We start from the raw sequence: 19,447 nt of genomic DNA on the forward strand, positions 1-19,447 counted from the left end.
CCATTGCGCAGCAATGGGAGGTGAGGGCCTTGAGGCACAAACAGTCCGCCCCCTTTCGTCACCCTCGACCGGCGCAGCCGGTCTGAGGGCCCATCTCTGGTCCCCCCCGGCAACAAGGCCTGTCCGCTCATCCCCGCGCAGGCGGGGACCGCGCCCGGCATGTCCGGATTTGGTTGCACAAGTTTGCCCCAACGCAGCGCCAGTCCCGCATTCCCCACCTCCGTCCCGTGTCATCCCGGCGAAAGCCGGGATCCAGAACCTCCTGTAGTGGCTGGGGATTCTGGGTCCCGGCTTTCGCCGGGATGACACGCGCCGAAGTTTTTTCACCCAAACCAATCCGGCAGGCTCCGGGGCAGGGGTATGTTCTGCTGATGACCCGTCCGCATCCTGACCTCTGGCATGCGATCGCCGCGCTGCTTGTCGCGCTGCGCACGCTGCTGCGTGCCACCGCGCCGGAGGCTTTCGCGCAGGTCGCCCGCGACGCCCGCGCGCAGCTTGCGGCGATCACCGCCCTCGTGCGCCGCTATCTCCACATCCTCGCCGCCGAGATCACCCTGCCGCCGCCGCGCCGCACGGATCCGCGTCCGCACATGCCGGTCCCCGCCGCCCCGTCAGGCCAGCGCCGGGCGCATTTCCAGCTGTTCGAGCTCACGCATGCCGCCACCGGCAAGTCCGCCGGCACCGACCCGCCCGAACTGCAATGGGCACTCCTCTTCGAGGCCGCCGAACGCCTCGCCGCCGTGCTGCGCGATCCCGCGCCCCATGCCCGCCGTCTCGCCCGCCGCTTCGGCACGCTCACCGTGCCCGGCCTGCGCGAGCTCCCCGTCCCCTGGCATGTCACCCGCCGCGTCGGACCATTCGTCGACACGCTGCTGATTCGGCTCGACCAGCTCGCCAGACCCGAAGCCTGGGCTGGCATCGATACGGGCTAGCACCACATCTCCGCAGACCCCTGCGAAGGCAGGGGTCCAGAGCGTCCCTACGCTGGATACCTGCCTACGCAGGTATCGGCGGCAATTGGCGTGGCCGCTCAGCCCATCGGGTAGAGGATGTCCTTCGTCACTTGGTCGCAGGCTTTCATCGTTTCCGGTGAGAGCTCGAGATCAATGGCGGCCAGAATATCCGCCAACTGATCGAACTTCGAGGCGCCCACAATGGTCGAGGCCACGAAGTCATGCTGCTTCGACCAAGCCGTTGCCAGCGTCACCACGCTGATGCCGGCCTCCTTGGCAATCGCCATGTAGCGCTCGGTCGCGGCCAGTGATTTCTCGTTGACGAAGCGCTGCGCCATCGCGGTGTGGCGGCCGCCGAGATTGATATAGCGCGAGAAACGCGCGCCTTCCGGCGTCGCCCCGTTCTGGTACTTGCCGGACAGGACGCCGCCGCCGATCGGGGAATAGGGGATCAGGCTCACACCTTCCTCGCGGCAGACTTTCGAGAGGGCGTCCTCGAAGCGGCGGTTGTTGAGCGAGAAGTTGTTCTGGATCGTCTGGTAGCGCACGCTGCCGGTCCGTTCGGACGCCGCAATGGACTTCATCAGTCCCCAGGCGTCCTCGTTCGAGCAGCCGACGATCCGCACGAGGCCTTCGCGGCAAAGCTCGTCGAGGGTTTCCATCGTCTCGTCATAGGCGATGCCGTGGTCGGGCCAATGCGTCTGGTAGAGGTCGATATAGTCCGTCTGCAGACGGGTCAGGCTCGCCTCGACGGCGCGGCGGATATTGTGGCGGTCGAGCGCCGTCATGCCGGCGCGCTGCGATCCCTTGATCCAGCCATGCGACGGCCCGCAGACCTTGGTGGCGAGGATGATTGAGTCGCGGTCTTTCGTCTTCATCCACCGGCCGACGATCTCTTCCGTCAGGCCGCCATACTTGATGTCGGGTGGAACGGGGTAGTTCTCGGCCGTGTCGAAAAAGTTGATGCCCGCATCGAGGCTGGCGTCGAGGATGCGGAAGGCTTCTTTCTCGTCGGTCTGCGTGCCGAAGGTCATCGTGCCCATGCAGATGTCGGATACGTAGATCGCGCTTTTTCCCCAGACGGCGGTGTTTCATATGGCTTGTCCCTTTGAATGCGGGCGCCAACCTAACGCCGGAATCGGGAAGCGCCAGTCAGGGCGGCGATCTTTCTCCGGGGGCGAGGCATCCGGCGGCCTCGAGGATGTCGAGAGCCGGGCCGAGGCCGGCCTCATATCGCCTCCAGCGGCCGAGGGCGGAGGTGTAGAGCGGCTCGCGCACCTGCGCCGAGCTTGCCGTCGCGACCGGCGCGGCATTCTCGTGGAAAGCAAGGCATTGCGGCTCGAAGTCGAGCCCGCAGAAATCCAGTAGCCGGCGCGCTTCGGTCTCGATGCCCGCCACCACGTTTTCGTAGCGCACAACGGTGAACCGGTCTGCCGGCAGGACGCGCTCGAAATGCCCGGCCATCCGGTCGAACTGGACGTAGTAGGCCGCCGTGTCCTCAAGCGTGTAGGCGTAATTGTAGTAGGAGAAACTGGTCGCAAACATCTGCCGGTAGTTCGACAGCACCGTATCGGCCGGGTGACGCCGCAGGCAGATCACGCGCGCTTCGGGCAAGGCCGCAAGTATGACCGGCGCCAGCAGGATGTTCAGCGGCATCTTGTCGGTGAAGCGTCCGGCTATCCCGAGCGAGGCGCGCACATGCTGCATGTAGCCGTTGCCCAGCGCGGTGAGATCGACGCCGGCGGCGGCGTCGAGCGTCTCCGGATCGAGCACCAGGTTGGATTGTGTCTTGGCCAGCCGTTTCAGCACGAGCGCGAAGTCGGTGAGTTCGCCGGCCGATGCCAGCGCGCTATGGCCCGAGAGGATGCGGTCAACCAGCGTGGTGCCCGTGCGCGGCATGCCGCAGATGAAGACCGGCGCGCCTTCGGCGCCGCTCGTTCGCCCACGGAGGGTCGTTGCGGAGCGGATGGCGGCCTCGAACAGGGCGGCGTCTGCCTTAGGGTCGTGGGAAACCGTGCGGCGCTTGGCAGTCTTTGCCCGGTCAAGCCAGGCGAGCGCCTCGGCGGGGTTCTTCAGGTCCTCATGGGCCTTGGCAAGCGCGTGGCCGATGCGCAGCGCGGCGTCCGGATCGTCCGTGTGCCGCTCAAACAGAGCCTCAAGCGCCGGGATCTGGTTCTCGTCCGCTGTCTGCCGGGTGATCTGGACGATCGCGGGCAGGCCGCGCGTATCGGCGGGATCGGCCTCGGCGCAGCGTGCATAGGCGGCGCGGGCCGCTTCGAGGTCGCCGGCGAATTGCAGCGCGGCGGCATGGTTGTACTGGAAGTTCGCGTTGCCGGGGTCGGCGCTGCACGCCCTGGCATACCAGGGCAGGGCCTCGCGGTGCAGGCCGGCGCGGCTCAGCACCACGCCGATCGTGTCGAGGGTAAAGGCATCGGCCGGCTCCAGCCGGGCGGCGGCTCGTGCGGCGTCCACGGCGTCTCCCCGGCGGCTCAGCGCCAGCAGGCAACGGGCAAGCTGGGCATGGGCCGGCGCGTGATCCGGCCGGCGATCCGTGGCGGCGCGGAAGAGGTCTGCGGCGCGGGCGATATTTCCATGGTCGCGCGTCAGGATACCGAGGAGATAATAGGCTTGGGCGTTACCCGGATCATTTTTCAGTACTTCCAGGCAGATGGCATGCGCCGCCCGGTACTCGCCCAGCGCCAGAAGGCGCGCCGCCTCGGCAAGAGGCGCGCGAGAGGATTCCGGAGGTGATGAAGAATTGGGCAAATTATTTCCCGGCTGCTCGATATTTGCCTGTCACGTGTGCTCTTTTTGCGTCATCGCGCCTGAAAATCCAACACGCACCTTTGCGCATGTTGCCTAGGCTCCACCTTGTCTGCCTACTGAAGTGTGAGGGGCGACGTCAAAAATCGCCAAAGAAGGAAACACCAACAATGTCCCGCAAGTATCTACTCCTGTCCGCGAGCGCCGCGGTGCTCGCCTCGTCGTTCGCGTTCACCGCCGCAGCCCAGGAAGCCACTGACGAAGCCGACAGCGAACTTCGCGTCCAGGCCGTCACCGTCACGGCCACCCGCCGGGCCGAGAGCGTCCAGGACATTCCGCTGAACATCGCCGCCGTCGGCGACGCCCAGATCGAGGCGCAGGGCTTCGACGAGCTGGCCGATGTGCTCGCCTATGTACCCGGCATCAACGTTGTTGATCGCGGCGGCCGGCAAGGCAACCCGATCATCGTGCGCGGCCTCAATGCCGACGGCCTCGGCTCCGGCGACGGCAACAATGACGGGGGCGGCACGGTCGCGACTTATCTCGGCGAAGTGCCGGTCTTCCTCGACCTGAAACTCAACGACCTCGAGCGCGTCGAAGTGCTGCTGGGGCCGCAAGGCACGCTCTACGGGGCAGGGACGCTCGGCGGCGCCATCCGCTACATCCCGAAGAAGCCGGACTTCGACGGCGACACGCTGGATGTCCGTACCGAGATCTCCCAATATTCCGAAGCCGAGGACCTTTCCTACGAGGCGGGCCTGACCTTCAACAAGGCCTTCGCGCCGAACTTCGCCATCCGTGCCTCGATCGACTATGAAAATGATTCCGGCTTCACCGACTATCCGTTCGTCGTGCGCCAGATCGGTGTCTCCGATGCCGATCCGGATTTCAGCGATCCGGCCGATGTGGCGGCCAATACTTACCGCATCAATGATGCGGACGGCGAGGAAGTCTGGTCGGGCCGCGTCGCCGCGCGCTGGGAGCCGACTGACTGGCTCGACGGCACGCTGACCTACTATATCCAGCAATCCGATATCGAAGGCCGGCGCGGCGTCAGCCAGCAGCCTGGCGTGCCGACCGGCGAATACGAACTCGCCAAGCGCGTGCCGGAGCCGAACGAGATCACCAACCAGCTGCTCGCCCTGGAAGTGGTGGCTGACCTCGGCTTTGCCGAGCTGACGTCGGCGACAGGCTATTCGCGCTTCAACGACAATGGCCAGCGCGACCAGACCGACCTGCTGATCACGCTCGAATACAGCTACGAAGCTTTCCCGACCTTCACGTCGTACACGCACGAAAAGGGCATGGAAGCCCGCATCAACCAGGAAGTCCGGCTCGTCTCGAAGACGGACGGCCCGCTCAACTGGATCGTCGGCGCGTTCTACAACCAGTTCGAAGGCGCCGCCTATTCGGCCGAGTACACGCCGGGCTATGCGGCCTATGCCGGGTTCAACCGCCCGGATGACCTCGAGTATTACTCGCAGGATTATACCAAGCTCGAAGAGTCGGCCTTCTACGGCGAGATCGGCTATGACCTCACCGACAAATGGAGTGTCACGGTTGGCGGGCGATACTACCAGTACGACCTCGAATCCTTCTCGGACGTCGACTTCCCGCTGTTTGACCCGACCTTCATTCCGGTCGGCGTCAGCTCGCTCCAGGACAGCCTTCAGGCAGACTTTGCCGCCGGCAGCCCGAACGGCACCGAGAAGACCGGCCAGTCGGATGAAGGCACGCTGTTCAAGTTCAATACCTCGTATGACTTCACGGAAGACCTGCTCGGCTACCTCACGGTTTCGGAAGGCTACCGGATCGGCAACTCCAACGGCGTCGGCCAGTGCGATCCCTTCGATCCGCTGCAGCCGAACCTGCAGGGCGCCTGCGCCCTTGCGCCCGGCCAGCAGTACGGGCCGAACCCGGGCGACATCTCGACGCGCGACGAGCGCCAGTACCTGCCGGATACGACCACCAACTACGAGGTCGGCTTCAAGTCGACGCTGGCCGGTGGCCGCGTCACGCTGAACGGCGCGGTCTATTATGTGGAATGGACTGATCCGCAGCTGACTTCGGCGACGATCAACGCGTCGATCCCGATCACCGTGAACGCGGACGGCGCCGAATCGAAAGGTATCGAGCTCAACGGCGTCTGGGCCGCGACCGATGCGCTGACGCTGCGCGGCAGCTACAGCCATACGGAAGCCTCGCTCACCGCGCCGGCGCCGGGTCTCGTGCAGTCGATCACGCCGCCGGGTTTCGGCACGATCCTGATCGACGGGCGCGACGGCGACCGTCTGCCGGGCTCGTCGGAAGACCAGTTCTCCGTGTTCGGATCATACGTCTATGACCTTGTGTCCGGCCGGACGCTGACCTTCAATGGCGGTTATGCCTGGCAGGGCGACGTGCTGACGCGCACGGGCAGCCTCGGCGACGGCATCACGCTCGACAGCTACGGCGTGGCGAATGCCTCGGTCGTCTATGACACGGGTCCGTGGTCAGCGACGCTGTTCATCAACAACCTGTTCGACGAGTATTACGAGACCGGTGCGGTCAGCACGCCGCTGTTCAACCAGGTGCTGACCGACGACGATGGCGGCCCGGTCTATGTGCGCAGCTACTACACCTATGCCGGCGCACCGCGGGTCATCGGTGCACGGTTCAATTACAAGTTCGGTTGATACCGAGGTCTGAGCGGGTTGGCTCCGGCCAGCCCGACGGGGCACCGGGGGGTGTCAGACTGGAAAGGGCCGCTCTCAGGAGCGGCCCTTTTTAGTCAGGTTCAGTTGAGTTCATTCACGAAAATGGCGCCGTCCTTCATCACGAAGTCGACGTCCTCGAGCTGGCGAACGTCCGCCAGCGGATCACCGTCGACGGCGATGATGTCGGCGCGCTTGCCGGCGGTCAGGCTGCCGATCTCGGCGGTCAGTCCGAACAGTTCGGCATTGCCCATGGTGGCGGCGCGGATCGCTTCGGCGGGGCTCATGCCCCACTGGACCATGTAGGCGAACTGGCGCGCATTGAAACCGTGCGTGTAGACGCCGGCGTCGGTGCCGAAAGCCATCTTGGCGCCGGCCTTCACGGCGGCCTGGAAGCGTTCGCGCTGGGCCTTGCCGACGGTCTTCTCCTTCTCAAGCGATTCCGGAAGGATGCCGGCGGCCTCGCCCTCGCTGAGGATGAAGTCCGACACGTAGATATCCATCGACAGGAAGGTGCCCTTCTTGACCGCGAGCTTCAGGCTTTCGTCCGTGATCAGACTGGCGTGCTCGACCGAATCGACGCCGGCTTCGAGCGCGGTCTGGATGCCCTTCGCGCCGTGCGCGTGGACGGCAACCTTGAGGCCGAGCTCGTGGGCTTCGTCGACGATCGCCTTCATTTCCTCGAAGGTGAACTGCTGGGCGCCGATGGTCGTGCCCTTGGAGAGCACGCCGCCGGTGCCGCAGAACTTAATCACCTGCGCGCCATACTTCTTGTTCTCGCGTACCTTCTGGCGCACCGCCCACGGACCATCGGCCACGCCGCCGCCGACCGAGTGGTCCTCGTAGGGCAGGAGGTTCGAATCGCAGTGCCCGCCGGTGATGCCGATCGACTGGCCGGCCGGAATGATCCGAGGGCCCGGAACCTCGCCCGAGTCGATGGCGTCCTTCAGGTCGACATCGGTGAAGCCCGGCGCGCCGAGATTGCGCACTGTGGTGAAGCCGGCGCGCAGGGTCTTCTCGGCATTCGCGACGCCGGAGATGGCGGCGCGCGGGGTGGAGACAGTCAGGCGCCGGTAGCCGTGCAGGTCCGACCGGTTGGTCAGGTGGACGTGGCTGTCGGAGAGGCCCGGCAGCAGGAAGGCGCCGTGCATGTCGATCCGGTCCGCACCGGTTGCGCCCAACGTTCCGGCGCGGCCGATGGCCTTGATCTTCCCGTCCTCGATGAGGACGTCGTGGTCCTTCATGATGACGCCGCGCTCGACATCCAGCACATGGCCGCCGCTGAGCAAGGTGGTCTCGGCCGACGCGGCGAAGGCAAGGGCGGCAAGGCCGGCGGCGGCGAGCAAGGGGCGAAGCATGGGGTGTCTCCGGAGCGGTTTTGCAAGACCTAGCCGCGCAAGGCTGGCTTGCCTAGGCGGCGCGCAAAATCCGGGTGGCGGGCGCTCCGGCAGCCTCGTATAGGAGCAGCCATGACCACGCCCGTGCGCTTTGGATTTTTCGCTGCCCTTGGCGCCTACCTGATCTGGGGCAGCCTGCCGCTTTATATCCGGGCGATGCGCCATGTCGGGGCGTTCGAGCTCCTGGCCCACCGGATCATCTGGTCGGTGCCGACGGCGATTGCACTGATCGCGGTGGCGGCCAACTGGCGCGATGTGAAGGCGGCCTTCTCGGGCTCGAACCTCAAATGGCTGGCCTTGTCCGGACTGCTGATCGGGGTGAACTGGTCGACCTATATCTGGGCGGTGAATGCCGACCGGGCGATGGAAGCCTCGCTCGGCTATTTCATCAACCCGCTCGTCAATGTGCTGCTCGGCATGCTGATCTTCTCGGAAAAGCTGCGCAAGGCGCAGTGGGTGGCGGTCGCCGTGGCGACGGCGGGCGTGGCGGTGATTGCGTTTGCCTTCGGGCGCGTGCCCTGGGTGGCGCTGGTGCTGTGCACGACGTTCGGGGCCTATTCGGTGATCCGCAAGCAGGTCGCCATCGACAGCCGCGCGGGTTTCCTGGTCGAGGTCGCGCTGCTTGCGCCGGTGGCTGTGGCCTGGCTCACCTGGTTTGCCAACCAGCCGGGCGGGCGCTGGATGGGGGAGGGCGGAGCCGACGTGTTCCTGCTGATGGCCGCAGGGCCGATCACGGCGGTGCCGCTGATCCTGTTCGCGCTGGCGGCCAAGCGGCTGAAACTCTCAACGGTCGGGATGATGCAGTATATCGGGCCGACCATCCAGTTCCTGATCGCGCTCTTCGTTTTCAAGGAAGGCTTCAGCCCGCTACATGCCGTCGGCTTCGCCGGGATCTGGACGGCGCTGGTGATCTTTACCGCCGACAGTCTGATGGGCGATGCGAAGGCGCGCCGCCTCGCGCGGACGGCCCGGCCGGCCTGAGGCCACCCCAAAAAGAAACGGCGACGCCCGAAGGTGCCGCCGGAGATAGGGGTGTGCATGTGAGATCAACGTTGATCTGAAATGGGCTTTGCAATGCCCGTGCCAGACCGGCGTCAGGCGCGCGGCGGCGTGAGGGCAAGCCAGATCGCGATGCCCATGAGGAGGCCTGCGAACGTGAGCCGCGCGGCGAGCGAGGTGCGCCAGCCTTCGAGCCGTGTGCCAGCATGGCCCGCCACGAGGACGATACCGACGTGGACGAGCGTGGCGACGCTGAGATGGATCAGGCCGAGCACGAGGCTCTGCACCCAGACGGGCAGGCCGTGCGAGGGCGCGATGAACTGGTTGATCAGCAGGACATAGAAGGCGAGGGCCTTCGGGTTGAGGACATTGGCGACGAGGCCGCTCCGGAAACCATACGCGCCGCCGCGCTGGGCGAGCGATGCGGAGCCGCCATCGGACCAGGCTTCCCAGGCAAGGTAGAGCATGAAGGCGATGCCGGCCCAATGTAGGGCGGTGTGGATGCTCGGCACCGAAATCAGAAGGGCGGTGAGGCCGGTGACCGCGGCGACCAGCTGCACGCTGAGGCCGAGCGCGATGCCGGCGACCGCAGCGAAGCCGATCTTGTGGCCGTCGCGCAAGGTGAGCGCCGCGAGCCAGCCCATGTTGGGGCCAGGCGTCAGCTCGATGATCGCCACTGCGAGCAGGAAGGCCGGCCAGTCGAACCCGTCTGCCATCGGATCAAAGGCAGCCGGCGACGGCTTCGACGAGGCGGACCGCGCGCGGATCGCCGATCAGCGTGTTCGACTGGCGGTTCATCACATAGGCGCAGGTGAGCGCGCGCGACGGCGAGGCGATGGCGAGCGAGCCGCCCCAGCCGCAATGGCCGAGACCGTCCTCGAAGGGGCCGAAGGACTTGTAGGTGTTGTGCATGATGCCGGCGCCGAAGCGCGTGGTCAGCGGCAGCACGAGGTCGGGACCGTCGACACGCGGGCGGGTCAGCGCCTCGAACGTGCCGGGACGGATGAGCCGGCGGCCGCCAAGCAGGCCGACATGGGCATAGGCATTGTACAGCGTTGCAACCGCCGAGGCCGTGCCATGTCCGTTGGCGGAGGGAATTTCGATCTGGCGCCAGATCGCGCCGCCGCGGTCGGGCGCAGCCCATTTGCTGACGAACGCGGCGCGGCGGGCGGGCGTGATCTCGCCCAGGTCGGCGAGGGATTTCGGGCGCAGGATTTCCGCGACCCGCGACTGGTCCGCGTCCGGCGTGCCGATCTGGAAGTCAATGCCGAGTGGGCTGCAGATGTCTTCGCGCAGGATCGTGCCAAGGGTGCGGCCGGTGATGCGCCGGACAATCTCGCCGGTGAGGTAGCCCCAGGTCAGCGGATGGTAGCCATGCGCGGTGCCGGGCGGCCACATCGGGGCGAGCTCGGCGAGGGCGGCGGCGCAGGCGGGCGGGTCGAGCCAGAGCGCCGGGTCGATGGGCTCGGCAAAGCCCGGCAGACCGGCCTGGTGGCTGGCCACCTCGCCGATGGTGATGGCGTCTTTTCCGGCGGCGGCAAATTCCGGCCAGACTTCGGCGACCGGCGTTTCATAGCCTGCGGGCAGGTCTTCAACCGCCATCGCGAGCACCAGCGCGGCAATGCCCTTGGTGGTGGAGTAGACCGGCACGATGGTGCCCGCGTCCCATGGCCGGGTGCCCGCCCGGTCGGCCCAGCCGCCGACGAGGTCGATGATCACCTCGCCATCGAGAATGACGGAGAAGCCCGCGCCTTGTTCTTCGCCGCGCGCGAAATTGTCGGCGAAGGCGTCCTGCACGGCCTCGAAGCCGGGCGCGACGAAGCCGCTGATCGGGGTATCTGGCATGCGCGTCTCCCACGTTCGGTCGCATTGATTTTGCGCCGGAAACAGGCCACCCCTTCGCCCCTGAAACCGACCCCGTCAAGGAGGCCTGCCGCCCATGTCCATCGCACACCGCCCGCGCCGTTCCTGTCTCTACATGCCGGGCGCCAATGCGCGCGCGCTGGAAAAGGCCCGCGACCTGCCGGCCGATACGCTGATCCTCGACCTTGAAGATGCCGTCGCCCCCGATGCCAAGGGCGAGGCGCGCGAGGCGATCCGCGCGGCGCTGACGGCGGGCGGCTATGGCCAGCGCGAACTGGTCGTGCGGATGAACGGGCTCGATACGGACTGGGGCAATGCGGACCTCTATATGGCAGCGACGTCCGGCGCGGCCGCCGTGCTGGCGCCAAAGGTGACGAGCGCCGAGGACATCCGCCGGCTCGATGCGGCGATCACGCAGGCCGGTGGCCGGCAGGGCTTTGCGCTCTGGGTGATGATCGAGATGCCGTTGGCGATCCTCAACATCCAGGAGATCGCCGCTGCGGCGCGCGGCACGCGGCTGACGACGTTCGTGATGGGCACCAATGATCTCGCGAAGGAATACCGTGCCCGGATGACCCCGGACCGGCTCGCCTTCCAGACGGCGCTGCAGCTGTCGGTGGCGGCGGCGCGCGCCTACGGGATCACGGCCATTGACGGGGTGTATAACGACATCAAGAACGAGGACGGCTTCCGCAATGAATGCGAGCAGGGCCGCGACCTCGGCTTCGACGGCAAGACGCTGATCCACCCCTCGCAGCTGGAAGACTGCAACCGCATCTTCGCGCCGAGCCCGCATGACGTGGAACAGGCGAAGGCGGTGATCGAGGCGTTTGCCGATCCGGCGAATGCGGGCAAGGGCGTGCTGAAGGTCAACGGCAAGATGACGGAGCTGCTGCACCTCGACGAGGCACGCCGGACTGTCGCGATGGATGATGCGATCAAGGCGATGGGTTAGGCCTGAACTTTCTTTGAACCCCGCCTCCCCGAACGGAGAGTGAGCTTTCAGCCTGAAGCTCGACAGCTCTGAATTGCTGCATCGATTCGCGCGCCTTGGTATGGTAACGCTCAGTGCAGTGGTGTGGGAAATTTGCCGTGAGCGATCAAGGCGCGAAAATATTCGTATCTTACTCGCGCGCTGACAGCGGGTTCGCGCAGGAACTGGTTTCGGGCATCGAAGCCTGCGGATTCGATGCTTTCATCGACAAGGCGGATATTGCGCATGGCGAGGCCTGGCAGAGCCGGCTTGGCGACCTGATCAACCGTGCGGACACCATTGTCTGGGTAGTCAGCCCAGAAAGCCTCTCTTCCGAGATCGTGGCATGGGAGCTCGACACAGCGGCGAAAGCATCCAAGCGGATCGTGCCAGTCAGCTACACAACGCTCGACATGTCTCTTGTGCCGGTAGATCTCCGCAGGCTGAACTTCTGCTTGTTTTTGAATCGGCCGTTTGGCGACGCGCTCAAGGACCTTGCTCTCGCCCTACGAACGGACGTTGGCTGGCTGCGCGAGCATACGCGGGTGGCCGATCTCGCGCGTCGCTGGGACGAGCTAGGCCGGACGGATGATCTCCTGCTTCGTGGCAAGGAACTGGACGCAGTGCGCCAGTGGTCATCGGCGCGTCCAATCCACGCTCCTCCGCTCACGGACATTCAGGCGGGCCTGATTGCGGCCAGTAATCGCGCGCAGGAGGATGCGGATCGTAATGCGAAGCGGCGAGGAAGGCGTGCGGCGCTGATCTCTGGTGCGGTTGCGATCATGATGACAGGACTCGCTGGGGTAAGTGTGTTTCAGATGCTGAAGGCTAGGGAAGCCAATGTGGAGCTGACGACAGCACAGAAGTCGCTTGTTTTGAACAACGAAGTCTTGGAGCGAACGGCTTCGGAAAAGGAACAAGCCAACAAAGAGCTTAGGCAGATCAATGCCACCCTTGCATCAGGCGTTCCCCTTGCTATCCGGGTGTTGGGTCGAGACCACACTATGAATGTCGGTGATCGCTGGACAGGATTTGCTGTAAAGAGTCTGCAGGGAATCGTTCGGATTGAGCAAGCGCCCAATGAATTTGGGCAACGTTCAATGGTCGGATCAGGGTTCGTTTTGGACGGAGGATCTTTAGTACCCGATTGGCAGGGTAGGTGGGTCATTGTTACTGCCGCATTCAATATCGATCCGAGATTCGGTATTGCCGCTACTGATCCATACGCCACGGTGGTTTGCCTGAAAGAGGCAGAAGTTGAAGAAGAGTGTGCCTCTGCGCCCTTGGGGGAGGCGCTTTTTCTGAGTTCCATACCGACTGGCCCGGCAGTGTTTGAAGTTCCCGATGCATTAACAGACCAAATTTTACCGCTTGAGGGGGTCGACTCAGCAGAGTTTGATAGGTCATTTGTGAAAACGTTGCCGCAAATTGCGGATGGTCGAGTTCTCGACGATTCGGGCGGGCAAAGGTTTCCTCGCCTAACGTTGTCTTTCGGATTTCCCCAAGGAAGAAACGCCGAACTAATTCTGATGGAGGTCTTAGGTTTCGGCGACATTGGCAATGGCGATCGCGCCATCTGGACAGCAAAGGGCTCAGAGCCAGGGCTATCGGGAGCGCCTGTCTTCAATACACGAAATTTCAATGTGGTCGGAATGCATGTTCGTGTCGGCGAGCTTGGCGGTGAGAGATACTCTGGTGCAACTTGGATTGGCGATATCATTACCGATATCCAAACCGGCTATAGTGTCCCTCCATATGATAGGAGTGACGCCGACAACTGATCTAGTTTACTGCTGAGTGATGGAACGATCATGTCCACGCTTGGCGGAAATCCCTGAAGCGGTATTGGCGACACCGAAAGTCTTGTGCTGGAAGTGAAACACGGTCCGTTTGTTCTTGGAAGGCGTGGTTCCGCTTGGTAGATGGAATCGGGGGGCTTTCTTGGGGGCGCTGGACTCGACACGCCGCGCTTCGCCCCTAACTCCTTACCCGCAAACTCAGGAGCTCCATATGACCTACATCCTCATCCACAATCCCGGTTGCGGGTCGTCCAAGAAGGGGCTGGAGCTGCTCGAGTCGAAGGGGGTGAAGGTCGAGGTGCGCAAGTACATGAGCGCGGCCGAGCGGCTGTCGGTGGCGGAGCTCAAGGACATCGCGAAGAAGATGGGCGCGAAATCGCCGCGTGCGTTCCTGCGGGCGAAGGATGCCGAGGCGGCGGGGCTTTCCGAAACCGCCGGCGACGAGCAGGTCTATGCGGCCATGGCGGAAAACCCGAAGCTGATCCAGCGGCCGATCGGTATCAAGGGCGGCAAGGCGGTGCTGGGCCGGCCGAATGAGAAGTTGCTGGAGATCGTCTAGCGCCGCCGGCTGCGGCGGCCCGGGTTGCAAGGTCGGCCGCCCTCACCCCCCCAACCCCCTCTCTCGCAGGAGAGGGGGCTTTGAAGATCGATCAAATTTCATCGATTGGCTGAAGCCGGTATTCGCCATCTTCTGGCATACGGGCGTCCATGTTGACGCTTGCACTCCTCCTTGCCGGCCTGTTGCTCGCCTTTTCGGCGTTCGCGGCCTTTGGCGTGCCCTACCTCGTGATGGGGCCGCGGGCGTTCGAGGAATTTGCGGAGCGGCCGGACCTGCAGGCGCTGGTGGCCGGGTTCGGCGCGGCCCTGGTGCTGGCGGCATCGCTGCCCTTTGCCGCAACCGCCTTGATTTCTGCCGGTCCGCAGATGCAGGTGTTCGCCGAGACACTTCTGGGCGTTCCGGATCGCGTCTGGGCCTGACGCCCGGCGCCGCCGCGCGCCCTCGCACGAGGACGCGCACATGACCGGCACGACGAAATCCAATCCCGGCAACTATTTCGAAGACTTCAAGCCGGGCGACACGCTGATCCATCCGACGCCGCAGACCCTGACCGAGGGCGACATCGCGCTCTACCGGGCGCTGACCGGCAACCGGTACGCGCAATACTCCTCCGCCGAATTCGCCAAGGCCGCCGGCCTGCCGGGCCTCTGCGTCGATCCGCTGCATGCCTTCCATGTCGTGTTCGGCAAGACGGTGCCGGACATCTCGCTGAATGCGGTGGCGAACCTCGGCTATGCCGACGGGCGCATCCACCGCGCCGTGATGCCAGGCGATACGTTGCGCGCCGAGAGCCAGGTGATCGGCGTCAAGGAGAACTCCAACGGCAAGACCGGGGTCGTCTGGGTGCGGACGAAAGGCGTGAACCAGCGCAGCGAAGAGGTGATGTCCTATGTGCGCTGGGTGATGGTCAACAAGCGCGATGCCGCCTCGCCGGCGCCGCCTGAAGTGGTGCCGGACCTGCCGCCGGCGGTCTCGGCAGCGGACCTCACGGGCTTTCCGGAAATGAAGAGCTGGCCCTTCGCCCAGGCCGGCAGCCGGCATGTGTATGAGGATTACAGCGTCGGCGAGAAGATCAACCATGTCGACGGCATGACGGTGGAAGAGGCTGAGCACCAGATTGCGACACGGCTCTACCAGAACACGGCGAAGGTGCATTTCGACGCGCATGGCCAGAAGGCGAGCCGGTTCGGCAAGCGGCTGATCTATGGCGGTGTCGTGATCTCGATTGCGCGTTCGCTGGCGTTCAACGGGCTTGAGAATGCCGGACAGATCCTGGCCATCAATGCGGGCACGCATGTCTCGCCGCTGTTCGCGGGCGACACGGTCTATGCCTGGAGCGAAGTGCTCGGCAAGGCGGAGCTGTCGGAGACGGCCGGCGCGTTGCGCCTGCGTCTTGTGGCGGTGAAGGACCAGGACCCGGGCGCCTTTGCCTACAAGGACGTTTCCGGCAAGCATGCCGAAGGCGTGCTGCTGGATTTCGACTACTGGGCCGCCATTCCGCGCGCCCGCTAGGCGGGCCGGTGCTCTGCCCAGAGCAGGAGTGCGTCGAGGGCAGGGCAGAGCTTCTCACCCCAGGGCGTCAGGCCGTACTCGACCTTTGGCGGGACCTGCGGGTGAACAATCCTGCGCACGATGCCGTCGGCCTCGAGCTTGCGCAGCTGCTGGATCAGCATCTTCTGGGAGATGGCTGGAATGGCCCGCTCGAGATCCGAGAACCGCATGAGATCTCCTGGGAAGAGATGGAAAAGAATGGTCATCTTCCAGCGGCCCTCCAGAAGCTGAAGGGCACCTTCGACACCGTCGGCGGCGGTTTCTGCTGTATAATCAGGGCGCCCACCTTCAGGTAAGTACCCTACTTTTTCGTCCGTACTTGTCATTTAATATGGCTACTTCGATATCGTCTGTCTTGCAAGGCGTCTTACTCCCAAGGCGCCCCGATGGAGGCCGATCCGATGCCCGATACGATGCCCATTCCTGTCAGCCGCTACTTTGATGCTGAGCGTCATGACGATACGCGCAGGCTTGCTGATTTCTTTGCGCCTGACGCCGCCGTGAAAGATGAAGGCCACACGCATCACGGCCTTGAAGCGATTGCTGCGTGGAAGCGCGCGAGCAAGGCGGCGAACAAGTATGAGGTGACGCCGGTATGGTCAGAGAACGTCTGTACACAGATGGTTGTGACAGGCCGCGTTGAAGGAGACTTTCCCGGTAGTCCGGTGATGCTGCGCTACACGTTCACGCTCGCCGGAGATCGCATCTCCGCGCTGGAGATTGGCTCATGAGCTTCGACATGGGTCTGGCCGGCCGGCGCGCGCTGGTCACTGGCGGCACCAAGGGTGCCGGCCGCGCGGTTGTTGCATCACTCGCCGCTCAGGGCGTCGACGTTCTGGCGACAGCGCGCAGCGCTCCGGAAAACCTGCCGGCCGGCGTGCGGTTTGTTGCAGCTGACGTCTCGACGGCGGAAGGCTGTGCGCAGATTGCGCAGGCAGCGGAGCGTGAGATGGGCGGTGTGGATATCATCGTGCATGTGGCAGGCGGCTCCAGCGCACCTGCGGGCGGGTTTGCTGCCCTGAACGAAACGGAATGGCAGAAGGAGATGGACCTCAACCTGATGCCGGCCGTGCGTCTGGACCGGGACCTGTTGCCGGGGATGATTGCGCAGGGTTCTGGTGTGGTGGTTCATGTCACATCCATCCAGCGCGTGATGCCGCTGCCTGACGCGACAACCGCTTATGCCAGTGCGAAGGCGGCATTGTCCGCCTACAGCAAGAGCCTGTCGAAGGAAGTCGCTCCGAAGGGCATCCGTGTGGTGCGTGTGGCACCGGGCTGGATCGCAACGGAAGCATCCGTGGCGCTCGTAAACCGGCTCGCTCGCGAGAGCGGCACAGACTATTCGGCGGCAGAGCAGGGACTGATGCAATCGCTGGGCGGCATCCCGCTAGGCCGGCCTGCAAAGCCCGAGGAGATTGCTGACCTGGTCACCTTCCTGGTTTCACCGAGGGCCGGCGCCATTACCGGCACGGAATACATCATCGACGGCGGAACGGTGCCCACGGCCTGAAGCGAGGCTTCTCCGCGCGCCCGCTGACGAAACGCCATCGGCCCCCTATATGGGGCCGATGGGCGGCTATCCACCTTACGCAGGTTTCACCGAGTTCGCGGTCGCGCTGGGGGTTATCCTCTCGGCGATTGTCAGCCTGCTCGGCACGTCGGCGCGCAAGCGGACCATTGCGATGGGGGAGGCGAAGCTGGCCGATCTTGCCGAAATGGCAGGCATGCTGAAGCCAAAAGATGTGCTGACGGCATTTGGTCCGCCGGACATGAGCCGGACCTGGCCGGGGGTTACGCTGCTGGACGTGCGCAAGGCGCGCACGCCGCTCGGCTGGCTGATGTCGAGCGACCTGATCGACTATGCCTGCATCCTCGGGGCGGTCGCGGCGTTGTATTTTGAACACAGGTTGATGCCACTTGCGCTGATGGCTGCGCTGGGGGTCCAGATTGCCGGCTGGGCCGTGTCGGCGCGGGTGCCGAAGTGAGCGTTGCAGACGCTTCCCGCGCTTGCGGAAACCCGGTAGGAGTTCACCCCATGAAGCTCTGGAAGATGAACGGTGCCGGCAACGCGTTTGCCATTTTTGACGCGCGCTCCACGCCGTTTGCGCCGAGCGTCGAGCAGATACGCCAGATCGCGGCCGACCTGAAGGCCGACCAGGTGATCGCACTGGAGCGGGATGCGACCAAGGATGTGTTCATGCGCATCTGGAACGCCGATGGCGGGCAGGTCTATGCCTGCGGGAATGCCTCGCGCTGCGTCGGCAAGCTGATCCTTGACGAGACCGGCAAGGACCGGATCACCATCCAGACCGAAGCCGACATGCTGAAGGCGTTCCGCGCCGAGGGCGGCCTGATCACGGTGGATATGGGCTCGCCGCTGATGGGCTGGGCGGATATTCCGCTGGCGGAGAAAATGGATGTGCGCGGGGTAGACCTGAAGATCGGTCCGATCGACAAGCCGATCCTGGCGCTGCCGGCGGTGGTGTCGATGGGTAATCCGCATGCGGTGTTCTTCGTCGAGGACGTGAACGCCTATGACATCCCGAAGATCGGCCCGCTGGTGGAGAACCATCCGCTGTTCCCGCAGGGCACGAATGTCGGGTTTGCGCAGATCCTCGACAAGCAGACGATCCGGCTGCGGGTGTGGGAGCGCGGGGCAGGGCTGACCAAGGCCTGCGGCACTGGCGCGTGCGCGGCGCTCGTCTGCGCGGCGCGGGCGAAGCTGACGGGGCGCAAGGCGAAGATCATCGTCGATGGCGGCGACCTGCACATCGACTGGCGCGAGAGCGACGACCACGTCTACATGACGGGCCCGGTCGAGCTGGAATTCGTGACGGACGTCTGACGGCTCAAGGCGCCGGCGTCAGGCAGGCGGGTTCGAACACCACCACATGGCTGAGCTCCGGGCGCGAACGCGAGGAGTAGAGCATGGCCTGCGCGCCGGCGGCGCGGGCTGCATCGGAATAGGACCATGTCGGCGAGGGAGCGCCAGAGGCGCGCAGGTCTTGCCACACGATGGAGGCGCCCGGATTGCCGCGGCAGTCCGCGAGGCGGTCAGCCTTGAGCCACATGGACACGAGCTGCCGGGCGAGACCGTCTCCGAGATAGCGCCGGATCGCAATCTCAGCACCTTCGGCAGTCAGCGAAGCGTAGGCGGCAACCTGTCCGCCATGGTGGAATCGGCCTTCCGGCGACGTGGCCGGCGCAGAGGGCGTGGCTGCCAATCTGTCTGGCAGGAGCCGCCAGACCGGGCCGTCGAAGGGAGTGAGGGCTGTCACGGGCGATCTCTGCAAGCGTCCAGGACGGTTTACGCGCTGTGGGCAGCCGGTCAAACGGCGGTGCAGCGGGGACTTGCGGACTTTCGCGCAGCGTTTCAGTCTGGCAGCCAGTTTGAGGGGAGATTCCGATGCGCCGTGTCCTGGCACTGATACCGTTCCTGATGATTGCTGGCGCCGCCGCCGCCGAGCCGCTGAAGGTGTCGAAGGGGAACTGGTATGCGACCAGCGATGTCTATTTCGACTTCTCGATGGACGGCGAGAAGGTCGATATCCCCTCGGAGCACGACATCATCGACGAATGCTGGGCTACCGATGCGGACGTGACCATCGACGAGAGCATGGCGAGCGTGATGGGGGAGTGCCGGGCAACCGACAGCCGGACCCGGGAACACGCATTCGACATGAACCTTGCCTGCGACTTTGACGGCACGCCGATGATCGGCACAGCGTCGTTCGCGGTGTCCAAGGGCGGCGACAGCTTTTACGGGCGCATCCATCTGGCGGGAAAGGTAGAGGGCTGGCCGATTGAAGCAGAAGGCGTGTTGCTGGGTCACAAGACCGGCGCCTGCACCGGCCAGAACTGAGCATTCCGGCGCAGCGCGCTTGCATTTCCGCCGCC

At 64.7% G+C, this 19,447-nt stretch carries 20 protein-coding genes; 13 read left to right on the forward strand and 7 right to left on the reverse strand.

Annotated features, from left to right (window positions below; translation table 11 throughout):
• The first annotated feature begins 371 nt into the window (after window positions 1–371).
• Entirely contained in the window at window positions 372–932 is a 561-nt protein-coding gene (locus IPK75_06410; GenBank protein ID MBK8197984.1) for a hypothetical protein, read from the forward strand.
• Between the two features lie 98 nt (window positions 933–1,030).
• Here the strand turns inward: IPK75_06410 and IPK75_06415 are convergent, their stop codons facing one another.
• Together IPK75_06415 and IPK75_06420 are read right to left on the reverse strand one after the other, a co-directional pair.
• The gene (locus tag IPK75_06415; GenBank protein MBK8197985.1) at window positions 1,031–1,996 is read right to left on the reverse strand and encodes an aldo/keto reductase; all 966 of its coding nucleotides are present in this window, start codon (window positions 1,994–1,996) and stop codon (window positions 1,031–1,033) included.
• A gap of 109 nt (window positions 1,997–2,105) precedes the next feature.
• Window positions 2,106–3,719 (reverse strand): sulfotransferase, encoded by a 1,614-nt coding sequence (locus tag IPK75_06420; protein MBK8197986.1) that lies wholly within the window; start codon window positions 3,717–3,719, stop codon window positions 2,106–2,108.
• A 167-nt stretch (window positions 3,720–3,886) separates the two neighbouring features.
• Between IPK75_06420 and IPK75_06425 the strand changes: the two genes are divergently transcribed.
• On the forward strand, window positions 3,887–6,391 hold the full coding sequence (locus tag IPK75_06425) for a TonB-dependent receptor (GenBank protein MBK8197987.1): 2,505 nt from the start codon (window positions 3,887–3,889) through the stop codon (window positions 6,389–6,391).
• A 101-nt stretch (window positions 6,392–6,492) separates the two neighbouring features.
• Here IPK75_06425 and IPK75_06430 read toward each other — a convergent pair whose 3' ends face one another.
• Window positions 6,493–7,767, reverse strand: coding sequence for an amidohydrolase family protein (locus IPK75_06430; GenBank protein MBK8197988.1), 1,275 nt, complete (start codon window positions 7,765–7,767; stop codon window positions 6,493–6,495).
• 111 nt (window positions 7,768–7,878) lie between these two features.
• On the opposite strand from IPK75_06430, the gene rarD reads away from it, so the two are divergent.
• Window positions 7,879–8,787 (forward strand): EamA family transporter RarD, encoded by a 909-nt coding sequence (gene rarD / locus IPK75_06435; protein ID MBK8197989.1) that lies wholly within the window; start codon window positions 7,879–7,881, stop codon window positions 8,785–8,787.
• A gap of 113 nt (window positions 8,788–8,900) precedes the next feature.
• Here rarD and IPK75_06440 read toward each other — a convergent pair whose 3' ends face one another.
• A complete protein-coding gene (locus IPK75_06440) occupies window positions 8,901–9,521 on the reverse strand; it encodes a LysE family translocator (GenBank protein ID MBK8197990.1) in 621 nt (206 codons plus the stop codon).
• A gap of 4 nt (window positions 9,522–9,525) precedes the next feature.
• A complete protein-coding gene (locus IPK75_06445; protein ID MBK8197991.1) occupies window positions 9,526–10,650 on the reverse strand; it encodes a beta-lactamase family protein in 1,125 nt (374 codons plus the stop codon).
• Between the two features lie 100 nt (window positions 10,651–10,750).
• On the opposite strand from IPK75_06445, the gene IPK75_06450 reads away from it, so the two are divergent.
• From IPK75_06450 to IPK75_06470, 5 genes are all read left to right on the forward strand, one after another.
• Window positions 10,751–11,623, forward strand: coding sequence for a CoA ester lyase (locus IPK75_06450; protein ID MBK8197992.1), 873 nt, complete (start codon window positions 10,751–10,753; stop codon window positions 11,621–11,623).
• Window positions 11,624–11,760: 137 nt separating this feature from the next.
• A complete protein-coding gene (locus IPK75_06455) occupies window positions 11,761–13,422 on the forward strand; it encodes a toll/interleukin-1 receptor domain-containing protein (protein MBK8197993.1) in 1,662 nt (553 codons plus the stop codon).
• Window positions 13,423–13,651: 229 nt separating this feature from the next.
• A complete protein-coding gene (locus IPK75_06460) occupies window positions 13,652–13,999 on the forward strand; it encodes an arsenate reductase (protein MBK8197994.1) in 348 nt (115 codons plus the stop codon).
• 149 nt (window positions 14,000–14,148) lie between these two features.
• Entirely contained in the window at window positions 14,149–14,418 is a 270-nt protein-coding gene (locus IPK75_06465) for a hypothetical protein (protein MBK8197995.1), read from the forward strand.
• A 40-nt stretch (window positions 14,419–14,458) separates the two neighbouring features.
• Window positions 14,459–15,511 carry a MaoC family dehydratase gene (locus IPK75_06470; protein ID MBK8197996.1) on the forward strand — a complete coding sequence of 351 codons (1,053 nt, stop codon included), beginning with the start codon at window positions 14,459–14,461 and terminating at the stop codon, window positions 15,509–15,511.
• Here IPK75_06470 and IPK75_06475 read toward each other — a convergent pair.
• Entirely contained in the window at window positions 15,508–15,876 is a 369-nt protein-coding gene (locus tag IPK75_06475; GenBank protein MBK8197997.1) for a helix-turn-helix transcriptional regulator, read from the reverse strand. The two genes, IPK75_06470 and IPK75_06475, sit on opposite strands and share 4 nt — an antisense overlap.
• A 75-nt stretch (window positions 15,877–15,951) precedes the next feature.
• On the opposite strand from IPK75_06475, the gene IPK75_06480 reads away from it, so the two are divergent.
• From IPK75_06480 to IPK75_06495, 4 genes are read left to right on the forward strand one after another with little or no spacing between them, the layout of a single operon-like run.
• On the forward strand, window positions 15,952–16,281 hold the full coding sequence (locus IPK75_06480) for a nuclear transport factor 2 family protein (protein ID MBK8197998.1): 330 nt from the start codon (window positions 15,952–15,954) through the stop codon (window positions 16,279–16,281).
• A complete protein-coding gene (locus IPK75_06485) occupies window positions 16,278–17,060 on the forward strand; it encodes an SDR family oxidoreductase (protein MBK8197999.1) in 783 nt (260 codons plus the stop codon). Before IPK75_06480 ends, IPK75_06485 begins: the two co-directional genes overlap by 4 nt.
• Before the next feature lie 58 nt (window positions 17,061–17,118).
• Window positions 17,119–17,535, forward strand: coding sequence for a hypothetical protein (locus tag IPK75_06490; protein ID MBK8198000.1), 417 nt, complete (start codon window positions 17,119–17,121; stop codon window positions 17,533–17,535).
• A 50-nt stretch (window positions 17,536–17,585) separates the two neighbouring features.
• Window positions 17,586–18,395: a diaminopimelate epimerase gene (locus IPK75_06495; protein MBK8198001.1), complete on the forward strand. Its 810-nt coding sequence runs from the start codon at window positions 17,586–17,588 to the stop codon at window positions 18,393–18,395.
• A gap of 4 nt (window positions 18,396–18,399) precedes the next feature.
• Here IPK75_06495 and IPK75_06500 read toward each other — a convergent pair whose 3' ends face one another.
• Window positions 18,400–18,786 (reverse strand): RES family NAD+ phosphorylase, encoded by a 387-nt coding sequence (locus IPK75_06500; GenBank protein ID MBK8198002.1) that lies wholly within the window; start codon window positions 18,784–18,786, stop codon window positions 18,400–18,402.
• 170 nt (window positions 18,787–18,956) lie between these two features.
• Between IPK75_06500 and IPK75_06505 the strand changes: the two genes are divergently transcribed.
• Window positions 18,957–19,412 (forward strand): DUF3617 family protein, encoded by a 456-nt coding sequence (locus tag IPK75_06505; protein MBK8198003.1) that lies wholly within the window; start codon window positions 18,957–18,959, stop codon window positions 19,410–19,412.
• Window positions 19,413–19,447: the final 35 nt, after the last annotated feature.

It is taken from the genome of Acidobacteriota bacterium, from assembly GCA_016712445.1.
In the GTDB taxonomy this organism is placed as follows: domain Bacteria; phylum Pseudomonadota; class Alphaproteobacteria; order Caulobacterales; family Hyphomonadaceae; genus Hyphomonas.